Raw genomic sequence first — 17,908 nt, forward strand, 5'->3', positions numbered from 1 at the left:
AGCCTGCTCTCTACTCTACCTATTGTTCTCTGTCGGACGTGCGCTACGCGCCATTCGTGCGCACTGCCTGGAGCGCACGGAGCACTCCGGAGATTTCGCGGCGCTGATCGAAGAGGCGAAGCGGGGGACGGAGCGGTGATCGTGCCAACGGTCGGGCGTCGTTTTCCGCGTCGGTGGATAGCTTTTTCCCCATATCGTTTCCTGCGTGAAGCGCGAAGAGCATGTCGATGTTTGGCGCGTGCTTCACGGCCAACACGATATACCTTCATGGTTGATGGCGCTGGAGGGTGCGCGTGGTCGGTCAACTCGATGAACGCCGGATCCCGCCTCGAACTCGGACATCCATTTCAGGATTGAAGCCGTCGGGCGTCGATCAGTAGCGGTTATCAAGGTGGAGAACGGAAGACACGTTTGGGAAATGGTGAGCATGGCTTAAAGGTTTCCAGAGTGGCTCCGACTTTCATGCGTCGTGAATCGCTATCTTATTGTTTTGATAACAGATATTTGAATTTTAGATGGAGTGCTATGCTTCCAGGGTTATGCTGTAGAGCGGCGGCGAACCTCCTTTGTTGCACTTCTTGAATCCACAGCGTAGCCTACTCCTGTCATGGATGGCATATCGCCCAGCTCGTGGAATCAAGTGATAGCGTATTCCCGCCGATAACGGGTCGAAGTGTAGTCATGTGAAAGCCAAGAACGGCTTTTGCGTGTGCGGGCTACGAGAACGTCGATTTTTTTTGCCGCTCGTTGATTGCTGGAATGTTCATATAAGTGAGCTTTGTCGCAAGTTGTTTGAATGGCGCGAAGAGCTCGCGTCAAAGAAAAAACACGCGCCACTCGGCATCAGATTATAGGTATTATGAATGTACGCTAAGGACGCGCTGATTTTATCGATTTTGCAAATGCATTAAGAAACATAACTAATATTTTTCGAAGTGGAGGCGGGGCGATCTCCGATTAATCCGGCGCTTCCTGATATATTCGATTCATTGGTGGGTTTTATGGCTTGTGTAAATATTGGTTTGTGGCCACTAGGCGCTTCACATGCTTAATAAGAAAATCCGGCCAGTTGCTGACGCGGCGACTTGCTGATATTTCGGTCAGTTAGAATTGTTATAAACTCATGGGGGCGACAGATTTTTTTGAAATTATGGATTGTTAGAATGGCAGGGGCGGTTTTCTGGTGCTGAAGTTGCCTGTATTGGGCCTTGTGGAGGAGTCATCATGATATTGCATCAATTATATAATTTTGTTTTCCTGGTGTTTGTGACTACAATTTGTTGCGGACTGGCGCCAGTGTCAATCGCTCATGCTTCTGATGACGCACCACCAGCCATGTCGAAAGGTGTTTCAGATCCAGTCTCAGCAGCTCCCGATATCGATAAGCCGAAATCCTATGCCGCGCCACGCAAGGCATTGGTAATCGGTATTCGGAAGTACGATGTTCTGAACGAACTCCAAAGCGGCCGTCTAGATGCCGTTTCCTTCGGTAAAAAGCTTGAGTCTCTAGGGTTCTCAGTAACCTCTTCCATCGATGAAAATGCCGATACGATTTGGAAAAGAATCAGTCAGTTCGAGTCTTCGCTCAATCCGGGAGATGTGGCGCTATTCTACTATTCCGGTCATGGATTCCAGTATGATGGATTGAACTACATGACTGCCCGTGATACGCCCAAGCCGATTCCCGTCGATGACCTGCTCTACGTGACCGTTCCGCTCGATAATATCGTTTCCAGACTTAGAAGAAGAAAGCCAGGATTCAGCCTGATTCTTATCGATGCTTGCCGGGAAAATACCTCGGAGATCAAGTATCCGGATGGCACTGCAAAAGCTGTCGGAAACGGCGGATATAGCTCCGTACAAACACCCCCGCCGAATATGATTATGGGATTCGCCACCTACTTCGGAAAAACTGCACAGAGTTCCACTGATCCCAATGAAAACAGCACCTATACCCGTTATCTCAATCGATATATCGATCGTGAAGACACTGACATCCTCGATATCCTGGTCCGATATGTTGGACCAGACGTCCACGCCGCACAGCCAGGGCAGGTCCCGGAAACGAGATCACTACCCTCGGGCTATTTTTTTCCAAGGCCGGGTGCATTTGCCGATGCTCTTGAGGAGAATACCTGGAATAAAGCCCTGGCTGACAAATACCGAGGGGTGGAAACGTTCTTATGGCATTGGCCTGTCGGTCGCTACGCGGCGCAGGCGCGCGCGTGGCTGACGGACAACAAGAAGCGTAAGGATGCCGAAAATATGCGTGCCGGTGTCGATTTGTCTGTGAATATTGTGGCAGGAGCTGTCGATCACTCAGCCTTTGTCTCCAGAGTCGATTCGCGGGGGCTCAACCTGAATGGCTCATTCGTCAGGCCATCCGATATGGCTTCGCGCAATGCGTTCACAAATCTCGCCCGTGTCGAGCGCAATTTCTTGGCCTACACAAAGCCTGATGCGCACAGCATGCCGGTTGGCTCCATCTCGCCCGGACAGCTTGTTAGGGTAGTTAACCTTCCGGCGCTGGATAGCAACGGTCCGGCCAGCAACTTCACCGAGGTTGAAATCAATCCTGACAGTAAATATTCGAAAAAAGTCTTTATCAAAGATGCCTTTGAGCGCGAGCAGTTCTGGAACTATCCGTTTTGGGTGTCTATCGAACTGAAGCCGATGAATGACGAAGATGTTATACGCGACAATGTTCGGGTGGCGGCGATCGCTCACCAAACAATCGGAAAGAGTGGTCTTGATACGTTGGAGATCAAGAATGACCTCAGTCTTGGGGAGGTGGTCCCCTATATCGAAAGCATATATAAATCGTCGGAAAGCGTGGCACTCCCCGATATGAGGTTGGCGTTTTCAAAAGTGGTGCTCTCACAACCTGCTGGCGAGGGGCGTGGAGAGAATACACTCAACGCTCTGCTTTACCTACGCAACCTTCAAGTGAGCAGTTATTTGAATAAAATTGGGATTAAGCGCGAGAACATCGTCATCAACGAGGTCGTATCAAGAAATGAGGGGGAGGACGAGGCGTCGCAAAATCCACTGGACCGCATTCAGATATTTTTTCCGCGTGTGTATTAATCGACATTTAGAGGAAGTTATGGCCAAAATAAATTTCGTAGGTATTTTTGTCGCACTAATGTCTTTGCTGACGGCCTCTGCGGCCTTGGCTACCGAGATGCGCGGATCAAAACCATATCGCGAAGCCGTCTATCGTTATTATGAGAAGCCGGTTCCCGTGAAGGGAAAAATACTGGGCGGCGAATATGCGAAGTGGAAAGATCACAAATGGCAGGTTGCTCTGCTCGTTTCGTGGATATCGGATCCTGCAAGAGCGCAGTTCTGCGGTGGATCTATCATCGGGGAAAGCTGGGTGGTTACGGCCGCCCACTGCGTGAGCGATGACATGCATCCTGCCGACCTGAACGTTCTGAGCGGAACGGATACGCTGGGCAATGGCGGAGAACGGCTCAATGTGCTGGAAATCTTCACGCACCAGAATTACGACGATCTACCATACAACAACGATATCGCCCTGTTGCACGTCGACGGGAAACTAAAGGGGGAGGCAATCGCCCTAGCTTCTGCCGCTGATGAGGCGAATCTGGGCAGGAGTGTTTCCAGTCTCACCATCTCCGGTTGGGGTATCACCGAAACGGGGCAGACATCCAAGCGCCTGAAGCGGGTGAGCGTTCCTTATGTGTCGCGCAGGAAATGCAATAGCCCCCCGAGCTACCACGGCAACATCACCGACACCATGATCTGTGCTGGCCACGACGAAGGCCGACAGGACTCCTGCCAGGGAGACAGCGGCGGCCCGGCGGTGGCCGATCGCAAGCTTTACGGTATCGTCAGCTGGGGAGAAGGCTGCGCCGAACCTTTCAAATACGGTGTTTACACCAATGTCGCGAAGCTTTCCGGTTGGGTTGTCTCCTGCATGAGCGATACCGCGGCCTGCGTTGGTTCAACGGCCGCTGGAAGCAAAATGGGCAAGACCTCTATCGCTGCGTTGAAGCGCCAGGCGGATCAGATGTTCAGCCAGGAACTGGCGGAGCAGGTACGGCACCAGATCGACGAGGAGGTGGCCCAATTCATCCGTTCTGGCGCAGAGGTGGGCAGGTCTTGGATGACGGCCTATCTGGCGGACGATTTCTACAGCAAGCTCGGTGTTGGCGCCTTCGCCAATACACCGACCATGAAGTGGAACGGCTTCGATAACGATCGCCCGAGTTTTGTCTTTGTTCCTAACGAAATAAATGCCTTTTCTTTCCGTACTGCTTCGGGACGAACGATCATGCCGGGACTGATGAATACCGATGGCGGCTCGGTGCCGCTCATTTTGCATTCCCTCCCGAAATTCTCGGCATGGTGGTACGGTCCCGGCTACATCGTTCACGACTGGATGTTTGTCGCGCATAAATGCGGAACCATGCCGGATAACAACATCAGCTTCGAAGAATCGGCGACTATTTTGGCAGAGGCACTGAAGACACTGATGGAAGTCGGTTTCGTTGATTACGACGGTGTACGCCGGATGGCGCCCAAGTCGGAAGACACGCTTTACCTCATATATTTGGCGGTTCGTTCAAAGATAGCCAAGGGCCTCTGGCAGGATGCGGCCAGCGTAACCTGCCGATAGGTGCCGGAGTGCCCCAGAGGCTCGTTGTCGGGATCATGTCGGGAGCGGGGTAAAGTCTTTCCTTTTGCGCGCAGGCAAAAGGATCATGCGGTTGGTGTTCTACCCGAACCTAATTTCACCCACTGATTCTGCTGACGAGCCGACATATAGCCAACAGCGCCGCAGCCCATTCGGGTTGTGGCGTATCGGCAGGAGATGGAACTCGTCGGAGCGCCCTTTCCGACTTGGAGCGGTGGAGCGTCACGAGACGGCTGCCTAATGACCGCTCCTGGCCGACTACGGCCAGTCGGCATGTGCGGGATTATTACCTCTCGGTTGGGGGCAGAACCGCCGTTGCGCTGGAAGGGCGCCGTCTCCTCCTGCCGCCACCGTCAGGGCGCGGCTTCGGCGGCCAGCAGGAACTGCGCGACGTAGCCGGTCTGGCCGGTGGCCGGTCGGCGGACCTTTACCCAACCCTCTTCGGCGGGCATCACTCCATCGACGATCTCTCCCTGCTCCAGTCCGCCGATCACCTCGCTGTGGGTCCCGGGTTGCGCCCGTAGGCGCACGCTCCGCCGCAGGACTCGGTAGCGGACTCCCGGGGGGGGCGCCGCTGTTGCGGCCGTTTCGGTAGTCGCCAGCATCGGGGCGTCGGCAGGGGCGGTCGCGTCGGCTGCGACCGGGGCGGAGCGGGCGCGCAACGCGTCGAGGTGGGCCGCGGCCTGGCGGTCGCCCTGGTCCGCCGCCTGACGGAACCAGGCCCGCGCCATGGATTCGCTGCGTGCTACCCCTTGGCCGTCTAGGTAGGCCTCGCCAAGGAGGCGGCGGGCGGGGGTGTCGCCGCGGAACGCGGCCCGGCGGAACCAGCGCACCGCCTCCCGCAGGTCCTGCCCGACGCCCCGTCCATCACGATAGAGCAGTCCCAGACTGCGTTGGCAGAGGGGGGCGTCGGTGGCGCCGTTGCGGTACCACGACACGGCACGCTGGAGATCGCGCTTGACCCCAAGGCCTTGCTCATAGAGGTACCCCAGATAACACTGGGCGGTGGCGTCTCCGCCGGCCGCCATGGGTTCCCAGTGGGTGCGCGCCTCGCCGTAGGCGCCGCGCCGATAGGCGTCGAGCCCCTCGCCGGTGTCGGCGTGGCCGGCCTCGGCGAGGGAGAGCAGGAGGGCGAACAGCAGGGGGGGCATGCGCGGTGCAGGGAGGAGGTCGGGGGATCGCATCGGTGGTGTCCAGTGGCGTTCATGTCGTGTCAGGTCATCATGGTACAGGAGGGGGTGGCGTTGCCGGTATTCGGAATGGGAAAACGGGCCGAACGCGGTTGCTTCCGCCCCATGGCGTTCCTTATACTTCCGCCTCTTCGCCGGTGTAGCTCAGTTGGTAGAGCAACTGATTCGTAATCAGTAGGTCGGGGGTTCGACTCCTCTCACCGGCACCATCTCTATTCGATGGCTTATCCCGATTCGGGGTAGGCCTTTTTTTTCGCTGGGGAGTGAGCTTCATGAAAACGAGGCGATCCGCGTCCCGCCGCAAAAAAAAGTCCCGTGACTCCCGCCCCGCCGCGCCGCTCAGCCCGGTCGAGGCGCTCCCCCGCCTGAAGGCGGCGCTGGAGGCCGACCTGAAGCGGCCCTCCCGCTGGTTCGACTACGCCGAGGCGCTGCTCGCCCTGGCGCAGCCGGCGCCGGTGTTCGAGATGCTGGCGGTGGCGGAGCAGCATCGCCTGCTCGATGCTTCGGCGTTGCGCCGGCTGCGCGATGCGGCGGCGGCGTGCCAGGCGGAGGTGGAGGGGGTGCTGGCCCTCCATCAGGGGGGCGATCCCGCGGCGGTGGTGCCGGTCGCGCTGCGCTTCACCAGCCGTTGGCCCCGGGCGCCGCTGGGGTGGAGCGTGCTGGGCGCGGCCTATCTGGCCCTCGGTCGCTGGGACGAGGCGGTCGCCGCCCTCCGCCATCCGCTGCGGATCGACCCGGCGAGTGCCGAGCACCGGGTCAATCTGGCGGCGGCGCTGGTCTCGGCCGGTCTGCCGGAGGAGGCCGAGGGGCAGTTGGTCGGGGCGCTCGAACGGGATCCGGGCCATCTCCAGGCCCTCAACGATCTCGCCTACCACCGTATGCAAAGGGGGCGCCTCGACGAGGCGGCCGAGCTGTGCGACCGGGCGATCGCAGCGGACCCCGGTTTCCTTGCGGTCCAGGTGACCCGCGGCGATCTGTTGCGGGCTCAGGGGCGGGCGGAGGAGGCGGAGCGGATCTATCGCCAGGTCCTCGCCGGCGATCCGGGCCACTACGCCGCCCTCTCCAATCTCGGCGTGTTGTTGGCCGATGCCCGGCGGTTCGCCGAGGCGGAGGCGTGCTACCGGCGGGCGATCGCGGTGCAGCCGCGCGATGGCCGCGGATACGCCAACCTCGGCAGCCTGCTGCGCGATCTGGGGGACCTGACCGCGGCGGCGGAGTGTTTTCGTGAGGCCTGCGCGCGCGATCCGGGGAGGCCCGAGTTGCGCAGCAACCTGCTCTTCTGTCTCGATGGTGGTGCGCTGGGGGATGCCGCGAGCCGGTTGGCCGAGGCGGTGCGTTTCGGCGAGGCGGTGGCGGAGCGGGCGACCCCGTTCACCGACTGGCCGGGGAGCCGCGAGGCCGATCGCCCGCTGCACGTCGGTTTCGTCAGCGGTGACCTGCGCGACCACTCGGTGGGCCTGTTCCTGGAGACCATCCTGCCGGAGTTGGCCCGCCGTCCTCTGATCCTCCATGCCTATCCCACCGCACGCTGTGACGATGCCGTTGCCGAGCGTCTGCGCGCCAACTTCGCCGCGTGGACGCCGCTGGACGGGTTGCCGGATCCGGCGGCGGCGCGGCGCATCCGCGACGACGGGATCGATCTGCTGATCGACCTCTCCGGTCACACCGCCCACAACCGGCTGGGGGTGTTCGCCTGGAAGCCGGCGCCGGTGCAGGCGAGCTGGCTCGGCTACTCCGCCACCACCGGGGTGAAGGCGGTCGACTGGTACCTGACCGATGCGGTTCGCGTGCCGCCGGAGCACGAGGCGGAGTATGTGGAGCGGGTCTTCTGTCTGCCCCACACCCGGGTCTGCTTCTCGCCCCCGCAGGAGGCGCCGCCGGTGGCGCCGCTGCCGGCGGAGCGCAACGGCTACGTCACCTTCGGTTCGTTCCAGCCGCTGCACAAGGTCAGCGACGCGGTGCTGCGCGCCTGGGGCGAGGTGTTGCGCCGGTCGCCCGGGGCGCGGCTGCGTTTCCAGTGCAAGCCGTTCGCGGACGAGGCGGTGCGCACGCAGTTTCGCCGGCGCCTCGACGACTTGGGGTTGGTCGCAGAGCGCTTCGATCTGCTGCCGCCGGTGGCCCGCGCGGCCTATCTGGCCGCCTACGGCGAGGTGGACCTGCTGCTCGACACCTTCCCCTATCCCGGCGGTACCACCACCTGCCAGGCGCTGTGGATGGGGGTGCCGACGGTGACCCGGATCGGGGCGACGGAGACCTCGCGCAACGGCGCCAGCCAGCTGATCTGCGCCGGTCTGACCGAGTGGGTCGCCCATGGCGAGGGGGAGTACGTGGAGAAGGCGCTACGGTTCGCCGCCGACCTGCCCGCCCTCGCCGCCCTGCGGGCGGGGTTGCGCGAGCAGGCGGCCCGCTCGCCGTTGTTCGACGCGCCGCGTTTCGCCGCCGATTTCGAGGCGGCGTTGCGGACCATGTGGCGCGACTACTGCGGCGGGTCCTGAGCGGGCGCGGGGAAGGAGATTTCTCTCCGATAGGCCCCTGGACGGGATTCCCTTGTGCCTGCGGCGAGGCGGGTTATCATTCCTGTCCCGGAAACTGTATCTATGAGGGTGCCAGGTATGAAAATGCGATCGCTCGTCTCCCGCCTCGGACTGACCGGCGGGCTGTGGTTGGTGTCGGCGCTGTTCCAGCCGGCCGCCGCCGATGTCTGCAATCCCGCGGATGCGGATTTTGATCCCGCCCTCTGCCCGGCGGCGCCGGTCGCGGCGTGTCCTACCGGGCAGTTTGCCTGCCCCGACGGCCTGTGTGTGACGGAGGTGAGCGAATGTGGGGGTGGGGCCACGCCGTCGCCGACGCCGGGGACGACCCCGACCCCGACCCCGACCCCGACGGCCGGTCCGAGCCCGACGCCGAGCCCAACCCCGACATCCAGTCCGATGCCCACCCCCACGGCCACCCCGCAGCCGACGCCCGGTGGTTGCGATCCCATGGTGGATCCCACCTGCCCCGCGGCCGATGGCTCGATGGGCAGTGACGACGGGGGCTATGCCGCCGGATTCGATGCCGGGGTCGAGGCCGGCCGGGTCCAGTGTCAGGCCGATCCGGCCTCTTGCGGTATCACGGTTTCCGGGGATAACGGCGCGTTGCAGAGCTGCGCCACGGTGGAGTCCGGATTCAACCTGCACCTCCCGTGCGTCATGGTCGATTCCGAAGCCTATCAGGCGGACCTCGTCTATACCGGCGGCTATCACTGGGCGCTCGGCGGTGCGCAGCCGCTCCAGCCGATGGGGCCGGACCCCGCCGCAGCGGGCGACACGGGGTGTGCTCCCGGCGTTGCGAACTGCGTGCAGCCGACCGACGACGGTTCCTGCCCGGCGAACGACCCGAACTGCGCCGCTGCGATGCAGTGATCCCGGGGGACGATCCGGGAAGCGACGACGGGCCCCGGATGGGGCCCGTCGTTCGTTTCGGATGACTTTGTTGGTTGTAGGTGATAAGCGATAGCGCATCCAAAGAAAAGGCAGCGGGGATCGCCCTGTTCGGCCAGCGCTTGGTGGATGCGCTATCGCTTGTCCACCCTACGGTTCCCAAAGAACAGCCTGTGCGGAATCGCTGTCCGCGCTCTTTCCATCCTCACTCCCCCTGTGCGCAGTAGCGTCGCCACATCTCCCGCAACGCCTGCTCGAAATGGCCGGCGAAGCGCGGGGCGTCGAACAGCGGGGAGGCGGCGGCCCGCCCGCGCAGTTCGGCGCGTAGCGCGGCCAGCCTCTCCGGTGCTTCGGCCGCGGCCACTGCCTTTTCCACGTACTCCCTCTCGCTGTGGGCGATCCACTCGCTCAGGCCGGCGCAGGCCAGTTGGCTGGCGCCGTTGCGCGAGGTCTCGGTCTCCCCGGCCAGGGTGAGGGTGGGAACCCCCATCCACAGCGCCTCGCAGGTGGTGGTGCCGCCGGGGTAGGGGAAGGTGTCGAGGATCAGGTCGACCTCGCGATGGGCCTCCAGGTAGGCGGCGCGCCCCTCTGCCGGGTGCATCGCCACCCGCCGTGGATCGATGCCGTGGTCGCGCAGGCGCTGCTCCAGCCGCTGCCGCGCCGCCGTATCGGCGAGCGGTTTGCTCTGGATGCGCAGCCGGGCGCCGGGCAGTGCCTGGAGGATCCGGCTCCACAGGATGAGAACCTCGTCGCCGACCTTGATCAGGTTCTGGAAACAGCCGAAGGTGACGTGGCCGTTCTCCAGTGCCGGCAGCGGGGCGACGGCGGGGGCGTCCTGCGGCGGGGTGAAGCAGAGCCGGGTCTCCGGCAGCCGCCAGATGCGCTCGGCGTAGTACGCCTCGTCGCCGGGGGGGAGGCGTACCGCGTCGGTGATGTAGTAGTCGATCTCGCTCATCCCGGTGGTCGCCGAGTAGCCGAGCCAGCTCGCCTGGAGCGGCGCCGCGCGCCAGGCGAACAGCGGCAACCGGTTGTGGCCGGTGTGGCCGGCGAGGTCGATCAGCAGGTCGATCCGATGATCGTGGATCAGGCGGGCGGCGCTCCGGTCGGAGAGTGCGTGGAGCGGTTCCCAGTGGGAGAGGGCGGGGCGGATGCGGCGGGAGAGGTCGTCGTCGCAGTGGCGCGTGGGGTAGGCGCTCAGGCGCAGCCGCTCGGTTGCGAGGTGGGGGAGGATCGATTCCAGGAAGTGGCCCACCGGGTGGTTGCGCAGGTCGCCGCTGATCAGCCCGACGTGGAGCGTGCGGTCGGGGTCGCGGGGGGCGGGCCAGCGGGTGAACGGGGTGGCCCGTCGCCGCGCCCGTGCGGCGAACGCCAGCGCCTCGGCGTAGCGCGCCCGGGGGGGCGCCAGGCGGGGTGCCGCGTCGAGGGTGAAGAGCAGGCTGCTGTGGGCTTCGGCGTCGTCCGGATCGAGCTCCAGGGCGCGGCGGTAGCACGTGGCCGCCTCCTCCGCCCGCCCCTGCTCGGCCAGCGCGATCCCCAGGCCGACCAGGTTCTCGCCATCGTTCGGGGTCCCTTGCAGGGCCTGCCGGTAACACGCCTCGGCGTCGTCCAGGCGGTGCATCGTGCGGTAGGTGTTGCCCAGGTTGCGCAGTGCCTTGGTCTGTCCGGGGGCGATCTCCAGGGCCCGTCGATAGGCGCTCTCCGCATCCGCCATATGGCCGCGCACGAAGTGGAGGGTGCCCAGGTTGTTGTGGATCTCCACCGCCTCGGGGGCGAGCGTCAGGGCCTGCCGGTAGGCCGCTTCCGCCTCGTCCAGACGGCCGAGGGAGGCGAGGAGGAGGGCGCGGTTGACGATTGCCTCCACCAATTGCGGGGCGAGAGCGATGGCCCGCTCGTAGCAGGCGAGTGCCTCGTCGAAGCGGTCGTTGGCGTTCAGCACGTCGCCCAGGCGGAGGTGGGCGGCGGCTGCCGCGGGGTCGATCTCCAGGGCCCGCCGGCAGCTCGTCTCCGCCTCGTCGAGTCGGCCGGCGGCGAGCAGCAGGGCGCTCAGGTTGGTCGTCGCGGCGAGGTCGGCGGGGGCCAGTTCGGTGGCCCGCCGGGTCGCCTCGATCGCCTCCTCCCGCCGCCCCAGCTCCCACAGGGCGACGCCCAGGTTGGTGTGGGCGGTGGGGTTATCGGGGTTGAGCAGCGTCAGTTGGCGGGCGGATTCGTACGCCTCGTCGCGGGCGCCGAGGGCTCGCTGCACGTCGAAGCGGACCGCCCAGCCGATCGGGGCGCCGGGATAGCGGGCGATGAAGGCGTCGGCGGATGCGAGTCGCTGCGCCATCGGGGTCTGCGCCGGGGCGTGGAGCATGCGGGCGAGTGCGTCCTTACAGGTCTCGGCGCGCCGGCGCAGTGCGGCGCGCTCCTTCTTCTTCATCGAGCCCATCTGCTCGATCAGGCGCAGCGCCTCGTCGGGCTCCCCGCTGACGATCAATCCCTCGGCGTAGTCCGCCCAGTAACGCTGCCGTTCGGGGGCCGCCTCCACGGCCGCCTTCAGGAAGGGCAGGCCGGGGACCGGTCGGTGCAGCTCGACGGCCATCGTTCCGAGGCGGTGGTTGGCCACCGGGTGGTCGGGCTGGTGGGCGAGGATTGCGCGATAGAGCCGTTCCGCTTCCGGGTAGCAGCGCCTGCGGTGGTGGTCGGCGGCTTCGGTGAGGGCCTGGTCGAGGGTGAGGGTGCGTTCGGGGCCCATGGCTTCAGTCTTCGGAGCAGTAGTGGTTCCACATCTCGCGCAGGGCGCGTTCGAAGTGGCGGGCGAAACGGGGGGCGTCGAACAGCGGGGATGCGGCGACCTGCCCGCGCAGTTCGCTGCGCAGTGCGGCCAATCCGGCGGCCTCTCCGGCGGCGGCCACCGCCTTTTCCACGTACTCCTCCTCACTGCGCGCGACCCACGCCTCCAGCCCGGCGCAGGCCAGTTGGCTGGCGCCGTTGCGTGAGGTCTCGGTGTCGCCGGCCAGGGTGAGGGTCGGTACCCCCATCCAGAGCGCCTCGCAGGTGGTGGTGCCGCCGGGGTAGGGGAAGGTGTCGAGGATCAGGTCGACCTCGCGGTGCGCCTCCAGGTAGGCATCGCGTCCCACGGCCGGGTGCAGCGTTACCCGGGCGGGGGGGATGCCGTGGTGTTCCAGGCGCTCGCGCAAGCGGGCCGCCAGGGTCGGGTCGGCGAGCTGCCGGTTCTGGATGCGCAGCCGGGCGGTGGGCACGGCGCGCAGGATCTCGCTCCATGTCCGGAGTACCGGGTCGCCCAGCTTGGCCAGGGCCTGGAAGCAGCCGAAGGTGAGGTGGCCGTTGTCCAACACCGGAGCGCGGGCGACCGCCAGCGGGGTGGCGGGCGGGGTGAAGCAGACGCGGGTCTCGGGCAGACGCCACACCTGCTCGGTGTAACGCGCCTCGCAACCTCGGGGGACGCGCAGCGGGTCGGTGAGGTAGTAGTCGATGGCGGCCACCCCGGTGGTGGCGGTGTAGCCCAGCCAGCTGAGCTGGATCGGGGCGGGCTTCCAGGCGAACAGCGGGAGACGGTTGTCGGCGGTGTGTCCGGAGAGGTCGATCAGCAGATCGACGGCGTCGTCGTGGATGAGCCGCGCGGCGGTTGGGTCCGGCAGCCCCTGCAAGGGGCGCCAGCCGGTGAAGCGGGGGCGGATCCGCCGGGTCAGGGCGTCCTCGTGGTGGCGGGTGGGATAGGCGAAGAGGGTCAGCCGTCCGCCGCTCAGGTGGGGCAGGATTCCCTCCAGGAAGTGGCCTACCGGGTGGCTGCGCAGATCGCCGCTGACGAAGCCGACGCGCAGGGGGCGTCCGCCCTCCCGGGTGCCCTCCCACCCGGTGTAGGGCCGGGCCTTCGCCGCGACCTTCTCCCCGTAGCGGCGCGCCTCGGCGAGGCGTTCCTGTGGGGTCGACCGAGCCGAGCCGTCGAGGCAAAAGAGGAGGTCGCTGTGGGCCTCCAGGTCATCCGGGGCGAGTCGTAGTGCCTCGCGGTAGGCGGCCTCCGCCTCCGGCCAGCGCCCCTGGTCCAGAAGGGCGCCGCCGAGGTTGTCGTGGAGGCGTGCCTGCTGCGGCGCGAGGGTGATCGCGCGGCGGAAGGCGGCCTCGGCCTGCTCGGCCCGCCCGAGGCCGCGGAGCGCGGTGCCTAGGTTGTTGTGGGCCTCGGCGTAGTCGGGCCGAACCTCGATCGCCCGGCGGCAGGCGGCCTCCGCCTCCGCGTATAGCCCCAGGTCGCGCAGTAGATTGCCGAGGTTGCTGTGGGCCTCGGCGTAGTCGGGGCGCCGCTCCAGGGCGCGTCGGTAGTGGCGTTGCGCCTCCTCCATCCGCCCGCGCTTGTGCAGCAGGTTGGCGAGATTGTTGAGGGCCTCCAGTTGGTCGGGCTGGAGTTCCAGCGCCCGGCGCAGGGCGGTCTCCGCCGCTTCGAGTTGCCCTGTTTCCGTGTGCATCGCGCCGAGGTTGGAGTGGGCGGCGGGGTCTGCGGGGTTCACCTCCACGGCTCGTTCCGCAGCGCGCAGTGCCTCCTCCGGCTCGCCCAGGCGTCGCAGGAGGGCGGCCAGGAGCGTCCACGGGAGCGCCGCGCCGGGCCAGTGCCGAGTCGCCCGGCGCGCGGTTTCGACGAGCGTTTCGGGGGGCGCGGTGTGGTAGCCGTGGAGGAGTTCGTCGAACGCCTTGCGGCAGGCGTCGGCCTCGTCGCGCAGCCGGGCGAGGGCCGGCGGCCCGATCCGCTGCTGCTCCGTCGCCGTGTGGAGCAACGGGCGGAGGCCCTCAGGCTGTCCCGCGGCGAGCAGGGCCTCTGCGTAGTCGATCCAGAGCTTTTCCCGCTCCGGGGCCGCATCGAGGGCGGCTCGCAGGAAGGATAGGCCCAGTGCCGGTCTGCCCAGCTGGCGGGCCATCATGCCGAGGCGGTGGTTGGCCTCCGGGTGGTGGGGCTGGTGGGCGAGAATCGCGCGGTAGAGTTGCTCGGCTTGCGGGTACTCGCCGCGCTGCCGGTGGGCGTCGGCCTCGGCCAGGGCCTGCTCGACGGTGAGGGTGCGTTCGCTGCGGGCGGTCGTCATGATTGGGAAGAGGGGACGGTACGCAGAAGGGGCCGGCTCCCGATCCTACAGGATTAGAGACGCTGGAATTCGAGAAACAGGTAGCGGTAATGGCCGTCGTGGTAGGCCTGACGGCGCGTCTCCAGCGAGGTGATCAGTCGGCTGTAGCGGATGCCGTCCACCGCGATCCGCTCCATCACCGCCTCCCGATGCTTGAGCAGGATGCCGATCAGGTAGTCGAGGGTGGGGGCGGCGCGGTCGGTGACGTCCTCTTCGCGAAGCAGCTCGAAGCCGGCGTCGCCCAGCAGGTGGCGGGCCTGGTCGAGAATCCGGGTGTCCACCTCGTCGGCGATGATCACCCGACCGCCGGGGCGGAGCAGGCGGGCGGCCTGCACCAGCAGGGCGCGGGGGTGGATGTATTGCGCGGACTCCTGAAACAGGATCAGGTCGTAGCGCGGCTCGGCCGGGGGGAGACGTTCGAAGTAGGCGTGCACCACCCGCAGGCCGGCAGCCGCGCAGGTCTGGACCTGGGTGGCGTCGGGGGTGACGCCGGTGTAGTCGTAGCCCCGTGCAAGCAGCTCGCGGCCGGTGGCGCAGAGGCCGACGCCGACCTCCAGCAGTCGGGCCGGCGGCGGGGGCAGTCGCCCGAGAAGAAACTCACTGGCTCGCCGCTGGGCGGCGAGGATGTTGTCGTCGCCGGGGTCGAATCCGTAGTGGAGGCTGTGCAGCTCGCCCTCTTCAAGGGTGACGGCGCAGGCGTAGGCGTTGAGCGGGAAACTGAGTCGCGCGTGGTCCATGGGTCTGTCGGGCTTCGAGGGGGTCAGCTTTGCGGGCGTTTGGCGAGGGCGTCGATCAGGGCGGCGGTGGCGGCGGTGCGCTCCTCGCGGGACATCACCGTGGGCACCTCGGGGCGCTGGGTAATGTCGCGCCGGAGCATCCGCCGGGAGAGGCGGGCGAGCCGTTGGTTGGTGCGGAACTCCTTTTCGATCATGCCGTTCTGGTAGAGATCGATGAAGCCGTACTGGTCGCTGTAGATGTGCTCCCGCAGATGCCCTTCCTGGACGAAGCCGAGCTGGAGGGTATTGTCCTGGGAGTCCTGGTTGAAGGCGTAGACCAGGCTCATCACCTTGTTGAGCCCCGCCCGATTGAAGGCGAAGTCGAGGATCAGCAGGGTCGCCTCGAGAGCCGCGCCGGTGCGGCGATCGCCCCGGTCGAGCATGCCGATGAGGAATTCGGCGCGGCGGTGTTTGTGCTGGAAGTCGGCCAGGGAGCCGAGGCCGATGGGCTCCAGCGAGCCGTCGGCGCGGGTGCGCTGGATCACCCACTCGATGAAGCGCCGCTGCTGCGGCAGGGTGGCGGATTCCGCCTCCAGGCGGACGGCGATCTCCGCCTCGCTCTCGGTGCGACGCTGGGCCAGGCGGTAGAGGTCCATGAACGCCTCGTCCCGGTAGCACTCGCGCATGAAGGCGGCGTGCTCCGGGGCGCTGCGTTCGAGGACCAGTCGACTACCGACGAGCGGCTCGAGGCCGACCGGGCGGGCGGCGATCATCCGTGTTTACTTGCCGCCGGTATCGGTGGTGTTGGTGCCGGAGTCACCGCCGGTCTTGCTGGCGGAGGCGCTGGCGTCCGAGTTCTTGCTCCCGGAGTCGGTGGAGCTCTCGTAACGCTCGATCACGAAGTGGTCGATTTCGGAGACCTGGGCCTGATCCCACTGGAAATCTCCGGTCTCGCTCACCGGGATGGCGATGGCCTGGAAGTAGATGTCGCGACCGGCATAGTTGTTGGTGGTGTCGTTGAGATCCTTGAGGACCACCGGGATGGTGACTTCACGGCTGTCGCGCTGGGGGACGAAGCCGAACGGCGTTTCGCCGAAGTCGGCGAAGGTGGCCACCGGCTGGGTCGAGACGCCGGCGAGGACCGCCAAGCCGTTGATGTCGAGCTGCAGCTGACCGACGGCGGTGGGGGCCCAGCCAGAGGGGTTTTGGGCGGGGGAGTAGGCGAGGAAGATCTGCATCGGGATGTCGTTGCGGATGCCGGTGACGATGAAGTCGATGCGGTTCTGGGCGGGGGAGGCGCTGGTGGTGTCGCCGCCGCTCTTGCTGCCGTCGCCGCCGTTGGACTCGACGGACTGGGCCATTTCACCGGCCCAGATGAAACCGTTGGCGGAACCGGTGTAGTTGGAGGTGCCGCCGGTGCCGCCGGAGGCCTTGCCGAGGGCGGCGTCGGCCTCGCCGGCGTTGATGCCGGAGGTGGGCGGGGTTACCAGGTCGAGGGGGTAGCCGATCTCTTCCAGGGTGACCGTCGGCAGCGCCTGGTCGGTGGGGGTGGTGTCGGCCTTGCCGAGGGCGGCGGAGGCGTTGCCGGCGGCGAGGGTCATCTTGCCGGCGGCGGCCAGGGTCAGCGTCTTCTTCAGTTGCACGTGGGTGGTCTTCATGTTCTCCCCTCTGTCTTCTTTGATAAGGATTTCATTAGGTTTTAGGGCTCGGGTTCCGGGCCCCGGCTTGGAAGCCCCAGTTTAGATTCAAATGAGTTGGTTGCCCAGGGTGATTTGGTTAATTAGTTGTGAAAACGGTGTCATCGGGCACCGTTAAGGGGTTGTTAGCCACCGTCCATCGGGTTCGCGGCAGCCGTGCCCCTCCATCACCTCCTGTTGCTCCTCATTTGAGTGCCGAGGACGCCGCCAACGACCATGCCGGTCTCCTGTCGGGTGGGGTTCTGGCAGCCGGCGATGAGCAGTGCGGCCATCAGCAGAACGGTCGGTTGCTTCATGGTGTGATTCCTGAGTCCGAATCAGAGTGCTCCGGCCCCTTCGAGGGTGTGCCGGACGGCCTCGGCCAGGGCGCGATAGCCGGCGGCGTTGGGGTGGACCGTGTCGGATTTGAGGGTGCGCTTGCCGAGGATGTCGGCCAGCGCTCGCGACTCGATGGGAAGGTCCAGCTCCTCGGCCACGGTTTCGTAAAGCGGCGCGGTGCCGAGGAGCAGTCCCGGGGCCGGGACGCCGATGAGCATCACCTCCACCCCCTGTTCGCGGGCCAGCCGAACCATTCGGCGCAGGTTTTCCGCGGTCTCGCGGAGGTCCTTTTTGCGTAGCAGATCGTTGCCGCCGTGGCAGAGGATCAGCAGGTCGGGGTGGGTCTCGTCGAGCACCCCGGGGAGCCGTGCCAGCCCCGCGGTCGAGAGTTCGCCCGGCACGCCGCGGTTGATTACGGTGCGGCCGGTGAGTTTGGCGAGCACCGCCGGGTAGGAGGCCTCCGCTTCGGCGCCGGTGCCATGGGTCAGGCTGTCGCCGAAGGCGAGGATCACCGCGTCGGGGGCGAGGCGGGTGAGCGTTGGTGGGGTGTTGCCACAGCCGGACAGCAGCAGGGCTGCCAGTAGGGGGAATAGGATATTTCGTAGTGGGGTGTTCATGGAGCTCTAAGGGCTCGCGAAAGAATAACTTCCTGTTTTGGGACGCCGACCCATCCTCTCCGGCGGCGTTGCGCAAAGGGTTGCATACAACGAGTATGCGCCCCTTTGCGCGCCTTGCCGGAGAGGCGTATCGACGCCCCAAAACAGGAAGTTATTCTTTCGCGAGCCCTAAGGGAA

Annotated in this window: 13 protein-coding genes and 1 tRNA gene; 6 read left to right on the plus strand and 8 right to left on the minus strand. The window is 65.4% G+C overall.

Translation table 11 applies throughout. The annotated features are described in order from the left end of the window. Positions 1 to 1,224 precede the first annotated feature (1,224 nt). Both ACYQ2W_RS10640 and ACYQ2W_RS10645 read left to right on the plus strand, forming a co-directional pair. Positions 1,225 to 3,087, plus strand: a complete 1,863-nt coding sequence (locus ACYQ2W_RS10640; protein ID WP_459866213.1) for a caspase family protein — start codon at positions 1,225 to 1,227, stop codon at positions 3,085 to 3,087. Positions 3,088 to 3,106: 19 nt separating this feature from the next. Next, a complete protein-coding gene (locus ACYQ2W_RS10645) occupies positions 3,107 to 4,645 on the plus strand; it encodes a serine protease (RefSeq protein WP_459866217.1) in 1,539 nt (512 codons plus the stop codon). Between the two features lie 371 nt (positions 4,646 to 5,016). Here the strand turns inward: ACYQ2W_RS10645 and ACYQ2W_RS10650 are convergent, their stop codons facing one another. Next, a complete protein-coding gene (locus ACYQ2W_RS10650) occupies positions 5,017 to 5,847 on the minus strand; it encodes an SH3 domain-containing protein (protein WP_459866220.1) in 831 nt (276 codons plus the stop codon). 139 nt (positions 5,848 to 5,986) lie between these two features. Between ACYQ2W_RS10650 and ACYQ2W_RS10655 the strand changes: the two genes are divergently transcribed. From ACYQ2W_RS10655 to ACYQ2W_RS10670, 4 genes are all read left to right on the plus strand, one after another. After that, positions 5,987 to 6,062: transfer RNA gene (locus ACYQ2W_RS10655), tRNA-Thr, on the plus strand. A gap of 63 nt (positions 6,063 to 6,125) precedes the next feature. Further along, the gene (locus ACYQ2W_RS10660; protein WP_459866223.1) at positions 6,126 to 8,348 is read left to right on the plus strand and encodes an O-linked N-acetylglucosamine transferase family protein; all 2,223 of its coding nucleotides are present in this window, start codon (positions 6,126 to 6,128) and stop codon (positions 8,346 to 8,348) included. Positions 8,349 to 8,671: 323 nt separating this feature from the next. Further along, on the plus strand, positions 8,672 to 8,881 hold the full coding sequence (locus ACYQ2W_RS10665) for a hypothetical protein (RefSeq protein ID WP_459866226.1): 210 nt from the start codon (positions 8,672 to 8,674) through the stop codon (positions 8,879 to 8,881). Further along, positions 8,871 to 9,257 (plus strand): hypothetical protein, encoded by a 387-nt coding sequence (locus ACYQ2W_RS10670; RefSeq protein ID WP_459866229.1) that lies wholly within the window; start codon positions 8,871 to 8,873, stop codon positions 9,255 to 9,257. The genes ACYQ2W_RS10665 and ACYQ2W_RS10670 overlap by 11 nt, the downstream gene beginning before the upstream one ends. Positions 9,258 to 9,480: 223 nt before the next feature. Here the strand turns inward: ACYQ2W_RS10670 and ACYQ2W_RS10675 are convergent, their stop codons facing one another. The 7 genes from ACYQ2W_RS10675 to ACYQ2W_RS10705 all read right to left on the minus strand — a co-directional run bounded on the left by ACYQ2W_RS10675 (position 9,481) and on the right by ACYQ2W_RS10705 (position 17,731). After that, positions 9,481 to 12,006, minus strand: coding sequence for a tetratricopeptide repeat protein (locus ACYQ2W_RS10675; protein ID WP_459866232.1), 2,526 nt, complete (start codon positions 12,004 to 12,006; stop codon positions 9,481 to 9,483). Between the two features lie 4 nt (positions 12,007 to 12,010). Then, positions 12,011 to 14,344 carry a tetratricopeptide repeat protein gene (locus ACYQ2W_RS10680; RefSeq protein ID WP_459866235.1) on the minus strand — a complete coding sequence of 778 codons (2,334 nt, stop codon included), beginning with the start codon at positions 14,342 to 14,344 and terminating at the stop codon, positions 12,011 to 12,013. Positions 14,345 to 14,397: 53 nt separating this feature from the next. After that, positions 14,398 to 15,120, minus strand: coding sequence for a class I SAM-dependent methyltransferase (locus tag ACYQ2W_RS10685; RefSeq protein WP_459866238.1), 723 nt, complete (start codon positions 15,118 to 15,120; stop codon positions 14,398 to 14,400). 23 nt (positions 15,121 to 15,143) lie between these two features. Next, entirely contained in the window at positions 15,144 to 15,872 is a 729-nt protein-coding gene (locus ACYQ2W_RS10690; RefSeq protein WP_459866241.1) for a GNAT family N-acetyltransferase, read from the minus strand. A gap of 6 nt (positions 15,873 to 15,878) precedes the next feature. Continuing rightward, positions 15,879 to 16,757 (minus strand): hypothetical protein, encoded by an 879-nt coding sequence (locus ACYQ2W_RS10695; protein WP_459866244.1) that lies wholly within the window; start codon positions 16,755 to 16,757, stop codon positions 15,879 to 15,881. Positions 16,758 to 16,963: 206 nt separating this feature from the next. Further along, positions 16,964 to 17,092 (minus strand): hypothetical protein, encoded by a 129-nt coding sequence (locus tag ACYQ2W_RS10700; RefSeq protein WP_459866246.1) that lies wholly within the window; start codon positions 17,090 to 17,092, stop codon positions 16,964 to 16,966. Positions 17,093 to 17,113: 21 nt separating this feature from the next. Beyond that, positions 17,114 to 17,731, minus strand: a complete 618-nt coding sequence (locus ACYQ2W_RS10705) for an arylesterase (RefSeq protein ID WP_459866249.1) — start codon at positions 17,729 to 17,731, stop codon at positions 17,114 to 17,116. Positions 17,732 to 17,908 lie beyond the last annotated feature (177 nt).

It is taken from the genome of Endothiovibrio diazotrophicus, from assembly GCF_054657215.1.

What these genes read in the sequence shown, in the direction of transcription:
- ACYQ2W_RS10645 (WP_459866217.1), top strand. Translation starts at nt 3,107, where the DNA reads ATGGCCAAAATAAATTTCGTAGGTATTTTTGTCGCACTAATGTCTTTG.
- ACYQ2W_RS10640 (WP_459866213.1), top strand. Translation starts at nt 1,225, where the DNA reads ATGATATTGCATCAATTATATAATTTTGTTTTCCTGGTGTTTGTGACT.
- ACYQ2W_RS10700 (WP_459866246.1), bottom strand. Translation starts at nt 17,092, where the DNA reads ATGAAGCAACCGACCGTTCTGCTGATGGCCGCACTGCTCATCGCCGGC.
- ACYQ2W_RS10680 (WP_459866235.1), bottom strand. Translation starts at nt 14,344, where the DNA reads ATGACGACCGCCCGCAGCGAACGCACCCTCACCGTCGAGCAGGCCCTG.
- ACYQ2W_RS10650 (WP_459866220.1), bottom strand. Translation starts at nt 5,847, where the DNA reads ATGCGATCCCCCGACCTCCTCCCTGCACCGCGCATGCCCCCCCTGCTG.
- ACYQ2W_RS10665 (WP_459866226.1), top strand. Translation starts at nt 8,672, where the DNA reads ATGTGGGGGTGGGGCCACGCCGTCGCCGACGCCGGGGACGACCCCGAC.
- ACYQ2W_RS10705 (WP_459866249.1), bottom strand. Translation starts at nt 17,731, where the DNA reads ATGAACACCCCACTACGAAATATCCTATTCCCCCTACTGGCAGCCCTG.
- ACYQ2W_RS10695 (WP_459866244.1), bottom strand. Translation starts at nt 16,757, where the DNA reads ATGAAGACCACCCACGTGCAACTGAAGAAGACGCTGACCCTGGCCGCC.
- ACYQ2W_RS10660 (WP_459866223.1), top strand. Translation starts at nt 6,126, where the DNA reads ATGAAAACGAGGCGATCCGCGTCCCGCCGCAAAAAAAAGTCCCGTGAC.
- ACYQ2W_RS10690 (WP_459866241.1), bottom strand. Translation starts at nt 15,872, where the DNA reads ATGATCGCCGCCCGCCCGGTCGGCCTCGAGCCGCTCGTCGGTAGTCGA.
- ACYQ2W_RS10670 (WP_459866229.1), top strand. Translation starts at nt 8,871, where the DNA reads ATGGGCAGTGACGACGGGGGCTATGCCGCCGGATTCGATGCCGGGGTC.
- ACYQ2W_RS10675 (WP_459866232.1), bottom strand. Translation starts at nt 12,006, where the DNA reads ATGGGCCCCGAACGCACCCTCACCCTCGACCAGGCCCTCACCGAAGCC.
- ACYQ2W_RS10685 (WP_459866238.1), bottom strand. Translation starts at nt 15,120, where the DNA reads ATGGACCACGCGCGACTCAGTTTCCCGCTCAACGCCTACGCCTGCGCC.